The sequence below is a fragment of the Microcoleus sp. B4-C1 genome, assembly GCF_036705285.1.
Taxonomy (GTDB): domain Bacteria; phylum Cyanobacteriota; class Cyanobacteriia; order Cyanobacteriales; family Microcoleaceae; genus Microcoleus.
In genome coordinates this window covers 82,552-103,371 of the sequence record NZ_JAUBUC010000008.1, presented here as the reverse complement: position 1 = coordinate 103,371, position 20,820 = coordinate 82,552, and the positions used below count along the sequence as shown (strand labels likewise).

Genomic DNA, 20,820 nt, shown 5'->3' with positions numbered 1-20,820 from the left:
CCACTCTCGCATCCCGCTACCATTATGAGACTCGCGGGGAACCCCTCGCTAGGCAGAGCGTCAAGAAATAGACAGCAATAGCGCTAGCCCACTGACGGTCTGCTATCATCGGGGAATCGAGGGGTTAGTGGTTGTCGCTCTTTTCCTGCCACAGCTAAATTAAAAGGGGAAGCGCAAGTCAGTTGGAGAAAAAAAAATGACAGGACTTTTTCAAATAGGCGATAAATTACTGCAAGCTCAGGATATGCCATCGCTCCTGAAGCGGTATCAGTTGATGCCACAATTCTTGCGGGGTGTAATAGTAGACCAAGCGATCGCATCCTTTAGTTGCAGCGACGAAGAACGAAAATCCGCCGTCCTTGACTTTCTGGCACAACACCAACTGACAGCCCCGGAAGCCAAAGAAGCTTGGCTGCGCGGTCAAAATATGACGGAAGAAGAACTTCAAGAGATGGCCGTTAGGCCCTTGCTGATCGAAAAATTTAAGCAAGCCACTTGGAGACCTAAAGTAGATAATTATTTTTTAACCCGCAAAGCCAGCCTAGACCACGTAGTCTATTCCCTGGTACGCACCAAAAATCCAGCACTGGCAAACGAACTTTACTTTCGCATTCTCGAAGGGGAACAAACCTTTGCTGAAGTGGCCCGCGACTATTCCGAAGGGCCGGAGTCCAAGTCAGGCGGCTTGTTGGGCCCAGTACCCCTCAGCCAGCCCCACCCGGCAATCAGCAAACTTTTGTCTGTCAGCCAGCCAAATCAACTCTGGACGCCGCGTCCTCTGGCAGAATGGATGGTAATTATTCGACTAGAAAAGTTCATGCCGGCCCAGCTCGATGAATCGATGCGGCTGCACTTGATTAACGAACTATTTGAAAGCTGGCTCGCCGAACAGATATCGCAAATAGGCCCGCTACAGCCCCTCTCCTCCGTGTCTTCAATTTCATGACAATCAAGCAAGTTGGTCAGGGGCCCCCGGATTTATCCGTGGAGACTTGAAAAAGCGTAGCATCCTGACAAAAACCCCCTGGATTCAATCTAAAATCTAAAATCTAAAATCTAAAATTGGATGACTTCTTCCGCTGTTTCCCTCTCCCAAATTCAGGATTTCCTAGCTCAAACACCTCCCTTTGACCGAATGTCAGAGACGGCTCTGACAGCCTTGGTGGCTAAATGCCAACTCCTTGGCTACCGGACGGGGCAACCCCTGTTTGAACGGGAAAAAATGCCGACTCAGGTGGCAATTATCTATCAAGGCCAGGCCCGGCTGCTGGGCTTTGACCAGCGCTCGCAGCGCCACGTAAGTTTACGCTTGGTGCAGTCGAAGGAAATCCTGGGCTGGGCTGGCTTGCTCAGAGGAGTTCCCTGCGAAACGGCGATTGCTTCTACAGATGTGATCGCGATCGTCCTACCTGCTGAAGATTTCCTGAGCGTACTAGAAAAACAGCCGACCTTTGGAGAAGCCTTTCGCGAACACTGTTCCTTGAGCGAAGTATTTGAACTGTTGAGCCTGGAATTGCAGCGCCAAGCCGACGGCACTTCCAATCTCAAGGAACTCACCCTGCAAGCTTGGCAAGATGCGACAGTTGTCAACGTACCAAACGGCAACAAAAAAACTCAAGACATCGCCAAAGAGCTAGATGCCGATCGAATTTGGCTCGTCAGCAGCGGCGTCTTGGGCGACTTTCCCACCGGCAGCCGCTTCTCTGTGGAAAACGCAGCCAAATCCTTAAAAGTAGAAGGCCGCCTCGGCGCCCGCTTGGTCGGCTTCCGGGAACCCCCCGAACCCCAACCCGAAACAGACTCATTAAATGGCACGACAGAGACAGGAGGCTCTGGGCAGAATCCGCCCAACGGAACCTCGATCACGGTTATAGACGCCCCCGATCGTCCCCCAGAACCCAAAACCGACCAACCAAAGGATGCCGGGAGATACCCAGTTTTCCGCGCCAAAGGGCAGATTGAGGCCCCGCTTGCTTGCTTCCAGATGTTGAGCAAGTATTTCGGCCTCAAGTTTCGTCGAGATATCATCCGCAAAGTTCTAGAAAATCAGTTAAAAACCGCCGGTTCTATCAGTATGCAAGCCTGCGGGGCGATCGCCCAAAGCATCGGCCTCACGCCCCAATTGGCGCAAGTGCCCGCAGAAGCCATCAACCGCATCAAAGCTCCCGTAATGATTAAATGGGAAACCAGCTTTGCCATTATTTACAGCATCACCGAGCAAGAATTGGTGATGGCCACGCCCGAAAAAGGGTTAATGCGGAAGCGGATACCTCAGTTTAAAGAAATCTGGGGAGAATCAGGAGAAGTCCTGCTGCTGCAAGCTCCGCAAGTCGAACAAAAAGAGCAGTTCAGCTTCTGGTGGTTTGTGCCGGCGCTGATGGAACACAAGACAGTGTTTTTTGAGGTGTTGCTCGCTTCGTTTTTTGTACAGTTATTTGGTCTAGCCAACCCATTAATCAGCCAAGTAATTATTGATAAAGTATTAGGTCAGCGCAGCATTGACACCTTGGATATTTTGGGAGCATTTCTGTTAGGTGTTGCCCTGTTTGAAGGACTGCTCAACGGTTTGCGTACCTTTTTGTTTATAGATACCTCAAACCGCATCGATGTCAAATTGAGTGCAGAAGTCATCGACCACTTGCTCCGGCTACCCCAAAATTACTTTGACAATCGGCGCGTCGGAGATCTGGTTTACAAATTCAGCATGATGGGCCAGATTCGGGAATTCATGACGAGTACAGCTCTGACAGTGGTTCTCGATGCGGTATTTTCGGTGGTTTACGTCGCCGTGATGCTCTCCTACAGCGTGCAGCTAACGTTTGTATCTTTGGCAGTGGTACCGGTACTAGGGCTGATGATTGTTCTAATCAATCCGCTGGTGCTGCGCCTGATCAAACAGAGAAATATGCGTTTTGCTGACTCTCAATCTTATTTAGTGGAAGTAGTCAGCGGGATTCAAACTGTTAAGGCTCAAAATATTGAATTGAAATCCCGCTGGGAGTGGTCGAGCCGCTACGCAAAATACATTACAGCCAGTTTTAAAACAATTATCACGGGGACTACGGCCGGTACGATTAGCGCCTTTTTAAACCAGGTGGGTAACTTAGCTCAGTTGTGGGTGGGAGCTTATTTGGTACTGGGAAATGAGATTACTTTGGGTCAGTTGATTGCTTTCCGAATTATTTCCGGGAACGTGACTGGTTCGCTGCTGCGTTTTGTGAGCGTCTGGCAGAGTTTCCAAGAAGTCTCGATGTCGATCGATATGCTCAAGGATGTGGTCGATACGCCGACGGAAACCAGCGATGAAGATCGCAGCAATATCCCGCTGCCGGCAATTCAAGGGCAGGTTACCTATGAGGAGGTTTCCTTCCGATTCCTGGAGAGCGGGGCACTGCAATTGGCTAATGTTAATTTGGAATTTCCCCCTGGGAGTTTTGTGGGAATTGTGGGGGGAAGCGGTTCCGGTAAAAGTACGGCGATGAAGCTGTTGCAGCGTCTTTATCCGCCGCTGTCGGGCCGGATTTTTATTGACGGCTATGACATTGCCAAGGTGGAATTATATTCGCTCCGCAGCCAACTTGGGGTGGTGCTGCAAGATACTTTGCTGTTTAACTGCTCGGTACAGGAAAATATTGCTCTGAGTAATCCAGATGCGAGTACGGATGAGATTGTGCGAGCTGCGAAATTAGCGGTAGCTCACGATTTTATTATGGGCTTGCCTGCTGGCTACAATACGATAGTCGGAGAGCGTGGTTCGTCGCTTTCTGGGGGTCAAAGACAGCGTTTGGCGATCGCCCGGACGATTTTGCAAAACCCGAAACTGCTGATTTTGGACGAAGCTACAAGCGCCCTCGACTACCATTCCGAACGCCAAGTTTGCAATAACTTAGCAGAAGCTTTCGCCGGCCGCACGGTGTTTTTCATTACTCACCGCCTGACTACCATCCAAAACGCTGATGTAATTATTATGATGGATCAAGGTTCTGTAGTCGAGCGGGGAACTCATAAAGAATTAATGGCTCTTAAAGGGCGTTACTACTGCCTCTTCCAACAACAAGAGTCATCGAATACCTAATCTCTAACAACTCACAACTGATCGCTAACCCTTAACAACTGAGAACTAACAAATGGCTATGAAATCGTTAATACTTTCTGAGCAACCAGTCATTCTCGAAAAACCAGCGATTTGGTCGCACTTGTTTTTGTGGATGATCATGCTGATGACCACTTCTGCTGTAGTTTGGGCTTATTTTGCTAGCGTAGAGCAAGCTGTCCCCGCTGTGGGCCAATTGGAGCTCAAAGATGGTGCTAGAGACATCCAAGCACCTGCTACGGGCGCTGTGGTGAGACTTCACGTTGAAAATGGCGATCGTGTGGAAAAGAACCAGCCTCTGCTCACTTTCAACCCCGTTGCACCCAGTGCCGATTTAACATCGGTTCAGAAAACTAAAGAAGCTCTGGAAAAGGAAAATAAATTTTACGAAGATGTTGTCAACGGCAAAATTCAAGGCCCTGTTCCTTCTAACCTAGAATCAACAATCAGGGACAGACAGAGCCTTACGGCACAAAATCAAGTGCTGCAAGCTTTGATTGACGAACTGTACCTCAATCGGGGAGCCAGCGGAAATTTTGATGCTGCTCAGCAAGGACTTTATGTTAATTATCGATCGGAATTTCTGTCTCGCGTCGCTGCCGCTCAAGGCCAAGTTCAGGAGTTGGAAAAACAACTGAAGCAAGCTCAGGATGCTGAGAAAGCTGCCGGCGATCAAATGATAGTCGCACAGCAACAATTGGGTTTTGCCCAGAACCAATTAAATTATGCCCAGCAGCAGTTAGCTTCTTCGCAAGAGCAAGTAAAATCCGCCCTGGCTCAGAGAGATTTGGCCCAAGAACAGTTAGCGAAATCGCAACAAGTATTGAAGTCGAATCAAAACATTCTAGGCAGACTCGCCCCCCTGGTGGAGGAAGGAGCCATCGCTGAACTGCAAAAAGAACGTCAAGAACAAGATGTTTTTAGAGGCCAAAGCGACGTTCTCAAACAGCAAGATCAAATCAAGCAGCGCGAAGGTGAAATCAACTCTCGCAGGGGCGAAATTAACACGCGCCTCGGTGAAATCAATACGCGCCGAGGCGAAATTAACGCGCGTCAAGGCGACATCCAAAAAATTAGTGCTGACATACAGCGCCAGCAAGGAGAGCAAGCGCGCATTCAGGAGTCCATCGCCCGCGCTCAAGAACAGTTAAAAAATACCAAGGATGCCTGGGCGAGAGAACTTTATACCAAAATTGCTGAAAACGAGAAACAAATTGCCAGCAGCGATTCTCAGCTAAGCCGCTTCAAAGTGGAAAACCTGAAAAAGTTGTCCGAGGTGAACGCTCAGCTAGAAAAGGCTCAACAAAACCGCGACACTCAAGTTCTGAAAGCTCCGGTATCCGGTGTTATCTTCGATTTGAAGCCTTCTACGAAGGAGAAAGCTAAGTTGGATATGGCGAAAGATCCGATATGCCAATCCATTATTAATTCGGTGGTGAAACCGGGCGAACCGCGCCCAGCACGCTGCGAAGAAGCTTATTACGAAGCACAGCAAACTGAAAAGCTGCTTAAAGTTTTGGATGACGACAACGGTTTGGAAGCAGTTGTTTACCTGGAAAACAGCAATGTGGCTCTGGTATTGGATGCTTTGAGACAGAAGCGGGCAAAATTGGAGCCGTATCACGGCAAGCAATTAGACGGAGAAAAGATTGACTGCGAAATAGGTAAAATTTGCGTTTGTCCAGAGAAGGAAATTAACAGAGAGAAACTGGGTTTGACGAAATACCAATGCGTGCCTGTGGAAGTGAATGTAGAAGCTTTCCCGGCGATGGAGTTTGGTACTGCTCAGGGTGAAGTGATAGAGATTAGCAGCGATGCTGAGCCTCCTACTGAACTGCGGAAATACTATGCTTTCAAAACCAAAATTAAGCTCAAAAATCAGAAGTTTGTTTTGAACAAGGGCAAGGCAAATGAAGTGGAGGTTGGTTTGCAGTCTGGAATGGCAGTGAGTTCTAATATCAATATCGGCAAGCGGACTGTTTTGCAGATGTTTATTAACCGATTTACTGGGAAAATGGATACGTTCAAGACTATTAAGTAGCGAACAGTTGACGGTTGACTGTTGACCGTTGACGGTTTACTGTTGACGGTTTACTGTTGACTGTTGACCGTTGACGGTTTACTGTTGATTTTCAGTCGAAAAGCTGATGATATCATGTCCGTTCGAGCGATCGCGATTTATGTAGGGGCGGGTTCACCAACAATACTTGCGAATAATTGACAATATCAAAAACCCGCCCCGACCGGGATATTATGGTTAATCGATCGGACATGATATGACTAGATTTTACAATTCCGATGCTACCGGATTGGATATTAATGAAAAAAATCATATTATTTACTCTATATCTGATTCCTGTCCTCTTATTAATCGGATTTGTAGCGAATTTTAGCGTTAACGTTCCCGTTGATGACGAGTGGAGGTTAGCTAGCCTTTTTGAAAAAATAGCTGCGGGAAATGTAACTTTTAACGATTTTTGGGCTTTGCACAGCAACCACCGCATACTTTTCCCTAAAATAATTATTGCGGTGCTGGCTTTTGCTTCCCGATGGAATATTAATTATCAGTTGTGTCTCAGCATAGGTTTGGCTGCGATAACTTTTATCGCTATGTACAAGTTATCCTCGATGCAAGTTAAGAATGTCGCGGATGATTTGTGGCATTTAGCTAATATTTTAACTTGTATTTTGCTTTGCTCTCTAGTTCAGCACGAAAACTGGCTTTGGGGATTTCAATTAGCGTGGTTTTTCGTAAATTTTTGTTTTGTCGCTGCGGTTTATGCGCTGGTTTCAAATCACAAATTATTGCCTAATATTAGAATCTTTATTGCTGCTGTATTATGCTTTGTTGCGAGTTTTTCCCTCGCGCAAGGCTTGCTGTCTTGGTTGGCTGCAATTCCCGCTGTGGCGGCTGTAGAAGGAAATGCGGCGCAGAAAAGAAAAAGACTTATTGTCTGGATGCTGCTGTTTGCGACAACTTGTGCTGTTTATTCAATAAATTATCATCCTAGTCGCAAAGCAAGTATTATTTCATTGTTGAATAAGCCGCTTGTAGTTATTGATTACTTTTTAAGTTTGCTGGGTTCGCCAATTGTGCGATCGCCTGGAATTTCAGCATTAGTTGGATTAGCCATATTTGCAAGTTTCTTATTTTTTGTGTTCCACTTTGGGAGAAAGATTACCGAGCATCGTGAGGCTTTACCTTGGCTGTCAATAGGTGGTTTTTCGGTTTTATCGGCTCTGTTTATTACGGCGGGGAGGGCAGAATTTGGGGCAATTCAGGCGCTAGAATCGTCTAGATATACGACTAATTCGATTTTGCTATTAATTGCTGTGGTTCAGCTAGGGCAATTGTTTGTTCTAGGTAATTATCAAGAAACAAAAGCAAGGTTAAAGCGTAATTATAAATTTATTTATCGGGTAGTGGCAGGGCTGTTAATTGCCACAATTATTGTTAACTCTCAACAGGCGATCGCCCAATCTCGATCGGCACTTCTTTACAAACAAGGCGCTCAAGATTGTTTGCAGTTAATTAACTATCTGGAACCCTCGGAGTTTTTCAATAATTCGCCGGAAAGCTGTTTGAGGGTGCTGAGCAAAAAAACTTGGCTGGTGAGAGAAGGCGCTGCAATTATCGACAAAATAGGTTGGATCAAGTTCGCGAAAAATGTAGAGTTTATTTCTAATACCGAGAAAGTTTACGGTTATTTAGACAAACCTCAAACTAGCGATAAATCCTTGACTGTTAAGCAAAATGATGCTGTCAAGGCTGCTGGTTGGGCAGTTTGGCCAGAAAAATTGCAACAACCAAATATTGTACTGCTATCTGTCGGCGATAAACAATCTTTTTTTGCTAACGCTTATGTAAATTTGGACAGTCCCGACATTGCTGAGAGTTTAAAATCTGAGTTATACAATAATGCCAGGTGGGCTGTTGATTTGTCGGATAATAATTTGCCGATCGCCCAAACAGAAATTAAAGCTTGGGTGTATAATCCTGTTGACAACCAGTTTGTCCAGTTGCGCGGAGGATGAGGAGTGAAAATTTCTGTGATTATACCAGCCCACAATGAGGAGGGCTGTTTGTACGGTACTGTGCGGGCGATCGCCCAGACGCTTGATTTAGAAGGCATTCCGCACGAAATTTTGATTGTGAATGACAACAGTGTCGATCGAACTATTGATATTTGCCAGGAGTTGTCAGAGACTTTTCCCACAGTTAGATACATCAACAATCAACCTCCCAACGGTTTCGGATTTGCTGTGCGACGGGGATTGGCGGAATTTGACGGAGATGCTGCGGCAATTGTGATGGCGGATGCTTCCGACGATCCGATGGATTTGGTAGCAGGATACCGCAAGTTGCAAGAAGGATATGATTGCGTTTTCGGTTCCCGCTTTATCAAAGGTGGCTTTATAGTTGATTATCCAATTCACAAGTTAGCAATAAACCGCTTAGCAAACTGGTTTGTCAAAAGTATTTTCGGCTTGCGGTACAGCGATGTCACCAATGCTTTTAAAATTTACCGCAGAGAAGTAATTGAAGGCGTACAACCGATTTTGAGTCATCATTTTAATTTGACAGTGGAACTGCCTTTAAAAGCAATTGTCCGGGGTTTTTCCTATACGGTGATTCCTCTGAGGTGGTACAATCGGACTGCGGGTATTTCTAAGCTTAAAATAAAAGAGATGGGCAGTCGATATTTGTTTATTGTCTTGTATGTCTGGCTCGAAAAACATCTGTCTCGCGGCGACTACCACCGGACTAAAAAGATAGCAAAATTAAAAGTGAATGCCTGATAAAATTTTAATTGTTGGTGGTGCGGGTTTTATCGGCAGTTGTTTGGCAATTGGCATGAAGAAACTGCACCCGGAATGGCAAATAATTTGTTTAGATAACCTGCGTCGCCGGGGCTCAGAATTGAATCTGCCTCGGCTTAAAAGTTGGGGGATTCAGTTTGTTTACGGGGATATTCGCACAGCGGCAGATTTAGATCCAGTTGCACTCAATGCTGACTGCATTATAGATTGTGCTGCCGAGCCTTCTGTGCTGGCTGGTTTTAGTTCGCCTCAGTACGTTTTGCAGACGAATTTACTGGGCACTGTGAATGTTTTGGAGTTGGCGAGACAGACTGGTGCGAGTTTGCTGTTTTTGTCTACGAGTCGGGTTTATCCGATCGCCAGTGTCAAGTCTGTTAAGCTGTTAGAGTTGCCGAATAGATTTGCGATCGCCCCTGAGCAAACTTTACCCGGTATATCTGAGTTGGGCATATCAGAAGACTTCCCATTAAAAGGACACCGTTCGCTTTACGGAGCCACTAAATTAGCTTCGGAATTGCTGATTGAGGAATACAGGGAAGCATACAATGTACCCGCAATTATTAACCGCTGCGGGTTAATTACGGGTGCTTGGCAAATGGGTAAAGTAGATCAGGGAGTTTGCGGTTTGTGGGTGGCGGCTCACTATTTTCAAAAGTCGCTGAGTTATATCGGTTTTGGCGGCAGCGGGAAGCAAGTTAGGGATTTGCTGCACGTTGAAGATTTGTTGAGGTTAGTTAATTATCAGTTAGAAAATTTTGCTAAATTTGACGGCGAAGTTTTTAATGTAGGCGGTGGTTTTAGCAACAGTCTTTCTTTGGTTGAGACAACTGATTTGTGCCAAAAGATTACGGGTAAATCGATTTCAATTAATCCTGTTTTGGAGGAACGCGCGGGGGATATTCCGATTTTTATTACGGATTCTTCTAGGGTGATGGAGAAAACAGGATGGCAGCCTGTTATTGGGCCGGAAGCGGCTTTGCAGGATATTTATGATTGGATTGCTGCTAATGAGGTGGTGTTAAGTTCGATTTTGTAGGGATTTTTTTAATGGCAGGTACAGGGGGATAAACGCGGCTAAACGCAGATGAATCTCTCTGCCTGCATATGACTAGGATTGCCTGTCATGAGGCTCTGCCTCTATTGTTTTGTTTCGATGCTTTAACAAACATTTGCCCTCCCAAAAAACGCCACAACAAAGGCAATTTTAAGTAAATTTTTAACAGCAAGGGCGAGGCCGGTCTGCCTTTCGTCGAAAAGGGTAAAAATCTCGGTATAATTAAGTCGATTTCAAACCCGACAGTTTGTAAAAGCTCTTGTAGCGATAAGTGGGTTATCGGTAATTGATGGTCGATAAAATCGTAGTATTCCTTGTAGGAATATTTAAAATTAGGCTGAATTACCAACAGAGAACCGCTAGGCTTGAGGGCCTCGAAGCAAAAAGAGATAATTTCTACAAGTTCCTCTTTGTTGCGGAGGTGTTCAAAAAAATTTGAGATAAAAATACTATCGAACTGTTCGGTAAAAGATGTGTAATTTTCTAAATTCAACACATCAATATTAAGCACATTTACATCAGCATTAGCAAATAACTTTGAATCGGGATTAAGATCAATTAAATATTTTTTTTTAGCCCGAATTTGATTTATAAACTCGCAGTAACCGCCGCCTATATCTAAAACCGCTGATTCGGGAGGAACATAATTTTGTAAGAAGTCGTCAATTAAAACTTTCCAGAGTGCCACCTTCGCTTGCATTTGTCGCGAATCAAAGCGGTTGGCATACAACTTTTTGAGATATGTGTCAGTTTTCATAGTAAAATAGCCTAGACTGAGTATGAGTTTATCACTTTCACAGCTAACTATGAATGTTATATCTACCGAAATACCGGAAGTTCTGATCGTTGAGCCGAAAATTTTCGGAGACGATCGCGGTTTCTTTTTTGAGAGTTTCAATCACCGAGCTTTTGTCGAAAAAACAGGCGTGACAGCCGAATTTGTTCAAGACAATCATTCCAAATCCTCTAAAAATGTGTTGCGCGGTTTGCACTACCAACTGCAGCAGCCTCAAGGCAAATTGCTGCGGGTAGTTGCTGGCGAAATATTTGATGTAGCGGTGGATATTAGACAAAGTTCGCCGAATTTTGGAAAGTGGGTGGGGTGTTTGCTGAGTGCGGAAAATAAACGGCAATTTTGGGTGCCGGCGGGATTTGCACACGGTTTTTTAGTGGTTTCCGAGACGGCTGAAGTTTTGTACAAAACTACAGATTATTACGCACCGGCACACGAGCGGTGTATCCTGTGGAATGACCCCGATTTGGCGATCGACTGGCCGCTAGATGGTGCCAAACCAATCTTATCAGCTAAAGACCAAGCTGGACAAACATTGAAAACAGCTCAAGTGTTTTGATCATGAAAATTTTACTCGCAGGCGGCAGCGGACAGCTAGCTCAAGAATTGCAGCCGATTTTATTATCTTCGGGAGAGGTAATTGTGATCGATCGCACTCGCCTCGACTTATCCCAACCCGAAAGCATCCGTCAAGCAATGGCTGAAATTAAACCGGATTTAGTCATCAATTCGGGTGCTTACACTGCGGTAGACAAAGCCGAAAGTGAACCAGAATTAGCATATGCAGTCAACGCTATTGCCCCAGGAATTTTTGCCGAAGAATGCGAAAAACAGGGAGCAAGTTTGATTCACTTTTCTACTGATTATGTATTTGACGGCAGCCACGGTTCTGCTTATCTGGAAACAGATTCTACGAATCCACTGGGAACTTACGGCAAGTCGAAATTAGCAGGCGAGGCAGCAATTCTCAAATCGGGAAACCGACATATTATTATTAGAACCGCGTGGGTTTACGGCAACGGTGGCAAAGGTAATTTTGTCAAAACCATGCTGAGGTTGGGAAAGGAAAGGGAAGAAATTCGAGTAGTAGCAGATCAGATCGGAAGTCCTACTTGGACTCGGGATTTAGGTGCGGCGACTTCACAAATTATTCCTCTCCTTGGGCCAGAAACTTTTGGGACTTACCAGTACACTAATAGCGGTGTTTGTAGTTGGTACGATTTTGCGATCGCCATTTTTGAGGAAGCAGCACAACTCGGCTTTCCCCTAAAAGTTCAGCGCGTAATTCCCATCACCACCGCCGAATATCCGACACCGGCAAAACGCCCCGCTTTTTCTGTCCTATCTACGGTAAAAATATCAGCACTTCTGGGTACGTATCCTCCCCACTGGCGGCAAGGGCTCAGACAAATGCTGGCAAGAGAAGTGAAATAAAAATTCGAGTACATCTGTAAAGTAGCCAGAAACCGGGTTTTTTAACCAAAATACTTGGTTCTCACCCTCAATCAAGTAAAAAACCCGGTTTCTTTAATCCCAGCGCGTACAACTTAGCCCAAATCGATTAAAAATATCGCCCTCTCCCAATCCATGAAAGTCAAGCAACAATATATTTTAATTGCCGCATCAGTTCTCGGCATTCTAATACCAGCTTCATATATTTTGTACTTGATATCCCAAGCGGGAGACTTGTCTAATTTTGATTATTGGTGGATGACGTGGAATTTTTATTCAGTAGACGGTTTCTCTACAAATCCTTTTAATTGGATATTTCGGGCGAACGAGCATTTTGTCTTAATTCCGGCAATTATTTATGGCTTGAATATAGCTGTAACGCAAGGTTCAAATATTGGTTTATGTTTAGTTGCCTGGTTCTTGGCTTGGATTCAGTGCCACGTATTAATTGCTCTGCTGCCATTAAAATTGAGGCGTTTTCCGCTGCAATTTATCTCGCTACTCCTTTGCATTTCTATTTTTAATTTTACTCCGGCGGCGGCTCACAATTGGATGCGGGGATTCAGTGGCGTTCACTGGATAATTGCTAATTTATTTGTGATTTGTTCGATATTTTGTTTGCAATCCTATGCGACAGATTTATTAAAGAAAAGGGAGGCAGAGCCTGGTAACGAGTTTGTAGGGGCGGTGCCCCCGTGCCCGCCCCCGCATTTACAAAATAAGTGGGTAATTGGCAGCATTATTTTTGGCGTTTTAGGCTGTATTAGTTACAGCACTCCTTTAGGTTTGTGGCCGATATTGTGTGCTGCTGCTGTTGTGCTGCGGTTTCCTCGGCGAATAACTTATTTGTATTTCATTGCTTCGATTGCAGTGATTGGCATTTATTTTTTAACTTATAAAACTCCATCTCATCACCCTTCTTTAACTAAAATTAACCCGCTCAAAACTCTCGAATATATTCCCATTTATCTCGGCGGAATTTTTAGCGAAAATATTATTGTTGCTTCAATTATTGGTATAATTGGTTTGATTGCAGCGACGGGTTTTTTGGCTTATTGGCTATTTGTAAAAAAGGTAGATTGCCCGGATTGGCTGCCTTGGCTATCAATCCAACTTTACACGCTGCAAACGGCGTTAATGGCCGCGGTTAGTCGATCGGGATTTGGCGTCGAACAGGCCACCGCTTCCCGCTACGCCACACTTCCAGCTTTGTTTTGGATGAGCACAATTGTGCTGACAGCATTGTGGGTGCGCGAGTTGCAGCCAACACCGAGAATTCAAGGGCGTTGGCTGACACCGCTGTTTGCAGTCACCACAGTCGCGATTATTTTAATGTACGGGGTGGGAGGCGAAACTGCAATGGCGATCGCCCACAGAGCAACCTATCAACCGTTAGTAGCATTATCACTGCAACTAGGCATCACCGACGTAACCCTAATTAAAGACCGCGTAGGCAACAAACCCGCCGCTTTTGTCGGCTTAATCGACGCTTTAAAAACTAACAACTTAGTGCCATTTAACCGAGACATCAAAAAACACAATTTCTGTGCAGCATTAGACACAAAAATCGACGCAAATTTACTGTCAGCGCCCAAAGACGGAGTACCCGGATACTTTGATACAGCCACCAGACTGGCACCAACAGCAGCCAGAGTAATTGGCTGGGTAGGAGACCCCGAAAACAATGTAAAATGTATTGCCATTCTCAACCAAGAAAATATCGTTAGAGGTTTTGCCATGTCAGGATTTCCGCGCCCAGATTTAGTTAAATTATTTGGCCCTTCCTACGAATTCGCAGCTTGGAGAGGATACATTCAAACATCACCAACAGATAAACTATTGACAGCCTATGCCTCCTTTAAAAACCGCAAAGGTTGGGTAGCCTTACGAAACTCCCAAGTTATCAATAAAAACTAAAAAACCTCTCTTTCTCCTCCTCTGCGCCCTCTGCGCCCTCTGCGGTTAATAAAAAAAAATCTCATTAACAACAAAAATGAAATAAAATATCTCTATGCCAAAACAACTCAGCTTCGTAATCCCAGTTCACAACGAAGAAGCCACCCTAAAATTGCTGTTTGACAAAATCAAAATTGTCATGTTGCAAACAGAAATTGACAGTTACGAAGTCATTTTCATAGATGACGGTAGCCGCGATTATTCCTGGCAAGAAATCACAGATTTAGCCAGCCAACATCCCAAACTAATTAAAGCGATTAAAATGCGCCGCAACTTTGGCAAATCCGCCGCACTTTCAGCAGGATTTCGCAATGCAGCAGGGATAATTATCTTTACTCTCGATGCTGACCTTCAGGATGACCCCGCTGAAATTCCCAAGTTTTTACATCATTTAGAATCGGGATTTGATTTAGTTTCCGGTTGGCGAAAACAGCGGAACGACCCGCTTTCTAAAACTTTACCTTCCAAGCTGTTTAATGCCGTTGCGTGTTTGCTGACTGGCGTGAAAATGCACGATATGAATTGCGGTTTTAAAGCTTACCGCAGGGAAGTTTTGCAGTCGATTAAATTGTACGGGGAATTGCACCGCTACATTCCAGCTTTAGCAAACAATTTAGGGTTTAAAATTGGCGAAGTAGTCGTGGAACATCATCCGCGAAAGCACGGAAAATCGAATTACGGCTGGGAACGTTATGCGCGGGGTTTTATTGATTTGTTGACGGTGTTAGCCACGACGCAGTATTTACACAAACCGGGTCATTTGTTTGGCGGTTTGGGATTGTGTTTTGGCTTCGTTGGAACTGTTTCGCTGAGTTATTTAATAGTTATTTGGTTTCTGAATTTGGCGGGGATGAATTTTGGGCCGATCGGGAATCGACCTTTGTTATTTTTTGGGATTTTGTGTACAATTCTGTCGGTGCAGTTGATTTCTTTGGGGATTTTAGCTGAGTTGATGGCGCGGAATGTGGATGCTGATTATGTGGATAAGCAAATTAGCGAAATTATTGATGATTCGGGTTTTGATATTTAACCGCAGATTAAGGCGGATTAACGCTGATTAACGCAGATAAATCGGATGTTGAAATTTCTTCTACACAAGCAAAGTCTGCGTCGGCCGACTAAGATAAAAGTCAATCGATTTTAGATTTTAGATTTTAGATTTTAGATTGAAGCCTTGACCCCACGGATAAATGTGGGGGGCAAGTTTCATCGGATACACGTTTTTTATTTCTCCACGGATGAATCCGGGGGCTTGTATCCTGGATGCTTTCGGTCATATTGGGATTTAACAAGTTTTACCAATTACCTATTATCTAATTTTAAACAGTATCCATTTGCCTTCTTGCTCTACTATATCTCCGTCAATATTTGGATGCCAATCGCTGCGAGTCAGGATATAATCTGCCTGATAGTTTCTGGCTACTTTGACTAAATCCGCACTACTGCGGCGGATGAAAAAGTCATTTCCTCCCCAAATCATTTGCGGGTTTAAGGGGACTCCTAAAACAGCTTCCATGCGATTTTGCCATTCTTTGATGCCTTTTTCGGTAAAGGGGAAGTTTTTGAAGTTGACGACAATCGCCCTTTCGGAGAAAAACTGGAAGCTGGTAACTGAAGGTGGAATTAATACGAGTGAATCGCGGCTGCTACTTTGCGAAAATCGCACAGCTAATTTGCTTAAGTCGTCTCTGGGAACGGCATTGATATTAACTCTTGTTTGAAATACATTTAATATAGGTTTGGGCATAATTCCTGCTATTCCACAAACTAAGGTGGCAGTAGTTATTAAGGCTAAGGTGTGAGTTAGAGTTTGTTTGATAGATGTAGCTAGGGATGTTTTTTCTAAAATGAATGGGAAGGCGAGGATTGAGAAAAAAACTGGGATGCTAATTATTCGATCGCCCATTATTTCCCATGAATCAGTCACCGGATATATCAAGCTGAAAATTACCGTTCCTGCTGCTAAAATCCACAACAATATATTATATCGTTTGGGAAATAAGTAATTTTTTGTCTGCCAAACTGATAATCCTAGGAAAAGGATGCCCCTAAAAGGCAAAGTTAGTACAGCTAACAGCAACAAGCTAATAGGTATTTGTTTTTCCCTGTAAAGTTGCTCGACAGTCAAAGCAACAGCAATAAATATAATTAATTGAGCAAAAGGTACAGTTCTAGCTAACTGTAGTTTGGCGATAAAAGCCACAGGATAAACTTCGACAAATACGAAATTTAGAAATAGTCCAAAAATTGATGTGCCAACAATTACCGAAAAATTAACCTTGTCTTCTTTTGGCAATAAATCGGAATTTTTGATGCACAGTAAGCCACCAATTATGAAACATATAAAGTTGAACCAATTCCCCAAATACCAATTTGACGGGAGGATGTGGTGGGGGTTGCGGACTTTTGCGTGAATGTAGACAAAATCGGCGTTGTCGATAGTTTGAGTGCTGGTAGTACCTGTTAATAACATCGGTACGTAAACGATACTTGCCATTGCTGCTAAAAGTGCGATCGCCAAAATCAATGTTTTGAAATTCCGCTGTCTTACAGATTCAATAAATAAAACGGGAACCATCATCAATCCCGGCAACAAACCCACTAAGAATTGCAGCAGACAAGCTAGTCCAAAAAAGAAATATCCAGTCAGCCATTTCTGGCGCAAACTAAAGTAAATTCCCCAGATTGCGAAACCCATTGCGAAGATACTGGGTACTGATTTAGTGGAAAATATCAGCGTGTTACCAACATCGGTAAATGAAGCGGCTATACATAAAAAAGCCATCGCTGCTGCTGGCAGTTTGGAATTAGTATAGATATTGAGAATTGCGTAGCAAGCTAGGACAAATGAACCGAAGGCGAGGAATTGATAAATAAAGTGCGCTAGGGGAATGCTTGTTCCTAAGTTGGCGAGCAAATAGATAATATAATAATAGTAATATCTCGGATTAAATTTCACCATTTCCTGAACGTAATAGTCATTTTTGTAGAGTTCAGGATTTAACATAAATTGAATTGGTGGCACTTCCGGGAAATTGCCTCCAATGGGGAAAATATAGCCAGTAGCCATCAGGGAGCCGATGATGACAAAAGTATAGAGAGATAGATTAAAATACCAGTGGGATTTTTGATGTTTTTGCATTGACGGTTCAACTTAACTACTGACAGCCAAATTGTTAATCTCCAGTTGGCATTGGTTTGTTAAATCCTGTTGGCTGCTACTCAATACCTCAAGCAGCAGATAAATGGGATTTTTGCCTTCAACTAATAGATTTAAGGCGAGATCACTTTTTTGACGATAAGCCATCTCTGCTGAGTCTACTAATTTACCTTGCTTGTCCCACAAAGTCAAGCGCAGGGCAACTCCCGGACATTGTTTGTTAGGTAAATTGAGTTTGCCGGTAACTTTTACTTTGTCTGAAATGGAACCTAAATACAGGAAAGATGTATCGAGTCTCTTGCTGTTTTTAATTGGATGAGTTACAATTTTATATCGGTTATCCGATTCTTTACTCACTGAATAATTGGCACTTGTGTAGATTGATTGATGCAAACTAATCCAATCTAACTGCGTGCCTGGTCGATCGCCTATTTGCCGCTGCATCGCCTCCAGAGTCCTAACTGCCGTTGCTGTATCAGTCGGCCGCATCCTCCGGTAAACGCTGACAGTCACGCCGTTTTCCAGCTTAAACTGTTCCGGTAGCAATTGGAAATCGCGGGCAATTTCCCAGTTTTGAGTAAAGGCATCGTACACAACTTTAACAACATCTTGTTCGTGCGATCGCAAAACTTGTTCGTCAGTCGATAACACCTGCTGAAAAGGTGTGGCAACCACCGCATATTGTGACTGCAACAACTCCGGTAGCGGGTAAGTATCGCGCGAGTCAATTTGCGGCCTCCCGATTGTATTTAATCTCCACCAACCCTCCGGCGGGTTTAATTTTCGGTTAGCTTGTCTGAGGATATTAGCATTAAAACTGTTAGAAGCACCGGCAATATAAATTGGTTCTTCGTTGGGTGCTAATTTTCGCAGAAACTCTACTAATTTTACAACTTCGTCGTAGTCCGATCGCACTAACGGCGGAAAATTACCCACAAACAGTCTTGGCAAATCAATTTTGAGAGGAATTAACCCGACGGCGGCATTTACAACGAGGTACAAACCCGCCGCGCCCAGCATGAAATATCGGACTTTTCCCTTGAGTGTTAGCCAAGTTGTCCAGAAAAATGTGGATAGTCCCAAAAGTGCGATCGGTGTAATATGAATTGTATAGTGCAAGTAGCCGTAACGCAGCACTAACAGCCATTCAATCAGCGACAAAACCCCAAACAACGAAACAAAAATAGCCGCCGCCGGAACCAGGATTCGGGTGAGAATTCCCGCCGAAAAACCAATCAGTACCAGCAGCCAAGTTCCCCAACCGTAAAAATCCGCATAACGAGTTAAAATATCATTTACAGGCAAACTCCAAGCGACATACAAATTGCGGTAGTCAACCGTCAGAGCACTGCGAGTAAAATCTCCCGCTACCAACATTAAAATAGTCAAGCTAGTTACAGCTATCAAACCCAATTTGATGCCGGATTCAAACAAATTTTTCCAACCTTTGTTTTGAATACTTTGAGATAGCAATCCTAAATGACTTGTGGGATGGGCTTCTAGCCCGTCCCGGCTAAAAGCCTGAACCATGTTGATAACTGCCTTGGGATTGCTATACTGTATAATAAACTCGATGAAAGCCTGTAAAGTCGCGGCACCAAAAAATGCGATCGCACTATAAGCAAAATGGCGCCGCAACAGAATAGCCGCCGCCAGAAAAAACCCAATTAACGGGATTTTCCACCAAGATTTCAGCTTAACATCCTGCAAATAAACCAAAATTGCCAAGGCTACAAACACACAGCCGCCAGTATCCAGATATCCCCGCAGAGTCGGTATCCAACTCATCGGAATTAATAAACTCAGCAGCACAGTTGACCAAAACACCCGGCGGGGATAAACTGGAATTAGCTTTGCAGAAATTGCCCCCAACAACAGGCGAAACGGCAGCACATAAATCAGGGATACACTTAGAATGTAACTCAGCCGAGACTCGCCAAATAACAGAATAAACGGCACTAACGGCAGAGATATTAATAGATTTTTTTCCTTAGATAGCGATTCTATAACTCCGCGCCATGCTTTATCGGGCGAGTCTCGAAATAAATTTGCCGTGTTGACTGTAGCGGTATTGTATCCCGCGTAATCCCACCAATAAAAAGTATGTTCGCTGGATACATAGATTGATGTTACTGCAACTGTTACGAGAACAAGTAAAAACAGGAGAAACCCATCAATTATAAATTTACGACGCGATTTAAAAGAAACAACATCAAATAATCCCATCCGTCTAGCAACCCTAAGTAACTCCTCAACTTCATCTTTATATCTTGCTTCGCGCCTTCGCGCTTCGTTAACTTACCTTAAAACAGTGCCTTGCAAAAAACCTTCCAACTTTTCTGCATATTGCCGATTGGCGATCGCACTTGGATGAAGGTCATGAGGTAAATTATTATTGGCAGGTATTTTCAAATCAACCGAAATATCCGCCGTAGCAATTCCCTGCTGACTTAACTCCTCCAACATCTTAGCAGAACCGGCATTAATTCCCGCCACAACTAACTTAACACCATTCGCCTCGGCCACCCGGTTAAACTCTTGAATAATTGCCTTAGAAACCTCATGGCTTCTATACAATCCCTCTTCAAATTGATTGTAATTAACCTCCAAAAAATGGCTTAATGCAGAAACCCGCATCAGCGGGAACTCGTGATATTCAAGTTTTGCCATTTTGTAGGTAAAATTATTTTCTCCATTCAACCTAGCATCCGGCTGGAATAAAATACCCAGTTTATTCCAAGCAGCCATTTGCTTTCTTCTCGCCCTTAACAGAGTATTGCGGCGGTCGTGAAATCCCGCATAAGCAATTACCGCAATTTTCGGTTTATTTCCTTGTTTGATTGCTTCTTTGAATTGAATCAATGAGTGCAGCGTGCCGTAGCCGTTAACGCCAAAATTTACTATTTCATACTTGGGTAATTTCTCTTGCAGCAACCAAGCATAAGTTTCGCTGTCATTCAATGACCAACCGTAGGTAAAAGAACATCCAACTATCCAAATTTCAGGCTTTTTTGAGGATTTATTGTAAGTATTGAGGGGATGTGTGATTCTTAAACTATTATTGAGATGAGTGGCATTAAATGAGTAATTGCCGTTAAGTGTCACCTTGAATTTACCCGGCAAATGTTTGTAGCCGAGTTCCGAGTCTTTGGTAAAAAAGTTACCTTTTGGTTCGACGGCAACATCAACATTTTCTATTTGCCAGGGTTTGTATCCCGCAACTCGCAAGACAATTTCAGCCGTGGTGGTAGATAGAAATATTGGAAAAATTAGATATGTTATTAATCTGAAAGCAACATTTTTAGTAAAAACTTTTTCGCTCATTAACATAATATGAAACGTCAGCAAAAGTATAATAAACTGCCATGCCAGTATTATCTAGTTCATGGATCTAATTTAATTAGATTGAGCGCACCAATATCAGCAATGGGCTAGAAGCCCGTTCCACAAAAAATAAACTTGATTGTGGAACAGGCATCTTGCCTGTTAAG

14 protein-coding genes are annotated in these 20,820 nt (G+C 43.9%); 10 read left to right on the top strand and 4 right to left on the bottom strand.

Annotation, left to right across the window (positions count from 1 at the left end):
- Window positions 1-196 precede the first annotated feature (196 nt).
- The 6 genes from QUB26_RS05265 to QUB26_RS05240 all read left to right on the top strand — a co-directional run bounded on the left by QUB26_RS05265 (window position 197) and on the right by QUB26_RS05240 (window position 9,950).
- A complete protein-coding gene (locus tag QUB26_RS05265) occupies window positions 197-946 on the top strand; it encodes a peptidylprolyl isomerase (protein WP_333158023.1) in 750 nt (249 codons plus the stop codon).
- Between the two features lie 120 nt (window positions 947-1,066).
- Window positions 1,067-4,075, top strand: coding sequence for a peptidase domain-containing ABC transporter (locus QUB26_RS05260; RefSeq protein WP_333237279.1), 3,009 nt, complete (start codon window positions 1,067-1,069; stop codon window positions 4,073-4,075).
- A 58-nt stretch (window positions 4,076-4,133) separates the two neighbouring features.
- On the top strand, window positions 4,134-6,134 hold the full coding sequence (locus QUB26_RS05255) for a chromosome partitioning protein ParA (protein ID WP_333317035.1): 2,001 nt from the start codon (window positions 4,134-4,136) through the stop codon (window positions 6,132-6,134).
- Window positions 6,135-6,412: 278 nt separating this feature from the next.
- Window positions 6,413-8,128: a hypothetical protein gene (locus QUB26_RS05250; RefSeq protein WP_333317033.1), complete on the top strand. Its 1,716-nt coding sequence runs from the start codon at window positions 6,413-6,415 to the stop codon at window positions 8,126-8,128.
- Between the two features lie 3 nt (window positions 8,129-8,131).
- Complete coding sequence (locus QUB26_RS05245) at window positions 8,132-8,893, top strand: glycosyltransferase family 2 protein (RefSeq protein ID WP_333317031.1); 762 nt, start codon at window positions 8,132-8,134, stop codon at window positions 8,891-8,893.
- Window positions 8,886-9,950 (top strand): NAD-dependent epimerase/dehydratase family protein, encoded by a 1,065-nt coding sequence (locus tag QUB26_RS05240; protein WP_333317029.1) that lies wholly within the window; start codon window positions 8,886-8,888, stop codon window positions 9,948-9,950. Before QUB26_RS05245 ends, QUB26_RS05240 begins: the two co-directional genes overlap by 8 nt.
- A gap of 85 nt (window positions 9,951-10,035) precedes the next feature.
- Here the strand turns inward: QUB26_RS05240 and QUB26_RS05235 are convergent, their stop codons facing one another.
- The gene (locus QUB26_RS05235; RefSeq protein WP_333237285.1) at window positions 10,036-10,725 is read right to left on the bottom strand and encodes a methyltransferase domain-containing protein; all 690 of its coding nucleotides are present in this window, start codon (window positions 10,723-10,725) and stop codon (window positions 10,036-10,038) included.
- Between the two features lie 49 nt (window positions 10,726-10,774).
- Here QUB26_RS05235 and rfbC point away from each other — a divergent pair, with 49 nt between their 5' ends.
- From rfbC to QUB26_RS05215, 4 genes are all read left to right on the top strand, one after another.
- On the top strand, window positions 10,775-11,320 hold the full coding sequence (rfbC, locus tag QUB26_RS05230) for a dTDP-4-dehydrorhamnose 3,5-epimerase (protein WP_333317027.1): 546 nt from the start codon (window positions 10,775-10,777) through the stop codon (window positions 11,318-11,320).
- A 2-nt stretch (window positions 11,321-11,322) separates the two neighbouring features.
- Window positions 11,323-12,195 (top strand): dTDP-4-dehydrorhamnose reductase, encoded by an 873-nt coding sequence (gene rfbD, locus QUB26_RS05225; RefSeq protein ID WP_333317024.1) that lies wholly within the window; start codon window positions 11,323-11,325, stop codon window positions 12,193-12,195.
- A 153-nt stretch (window positions 12,196-12,348) separates the two neighbouring features.
- Window positions 12,349-14,130 carry a hypothetical protein gene (locus QUB26_RS05220; RefSeq protein WP_333317021.1) on the top strand — a complete coding sequence of 594 codons (1,782 nt, stop codon included), beginning with the start codon at window positions 12,349-12,351 and terminating at the stop codon, window positions 14,128-14,130.
- A gap of 94 nt (window positions 14,131-14,224) precedes the next feature.
- On the top strand, window positions 14,225-15,199 hold the full coding sequence (locus QUB26_RS05215) for a glycosyltransferase family 2 protein (RefSeq protein WP_333237289.1): 975 nt from the start codon (window positions 14,225-14,227) through the stop codon (window positions 15,197-15,199).
- A 279-nt stretch (window positions 15,200-15,478) separates the two neighbouring features.
- Here QUB26_RS05215 and QUB26_RS05210 read toward each other — a convergent pair whose 3' ends face one another.
- The 3 genes from QUB26_RS05210 to QUB26_RS05200 form a co-directional block, all read right to left on the bottom strand.
- Window positions 15,479-17,311 (bottom strand): DUF6798 domain-containing protein, encoded by a 1,833-nt coding sequence (locus tag QUB26_RS05210; RefSeq protein WP_333237291.1) that lies wholly within the window; start codon window positions 17,309-17,311, stop codon window positions 15,479-15,481.
- 12 nt (window positions 17,312-17,323) lie between these two features.
- Window positions 17,324-19,555: a hypothetical protein gene (locus QUB26_RS05205; protein WP_333237293.1), complete on the bottom strand. Its 2,232-nt coding sequence runs from the start codon at window positions 19,553-19,555 to the stop codon at window positions 17,324-17,326.
- 72 nt (window positions 19,556-19,627) lie between these two features.
- A complete protein-coding gene (locus QUB26_RS05200) occupies window positions 19,628-20,653 on the bottom strand; it encodes an SGNH/GDSL hydrolase family protein (RefSeq protein WP_333237295.1) in 1,026 nt (341 codons plus the stop codon).
- Window positions 20,654-20,820: the final 167 nt, after the last annotated feature.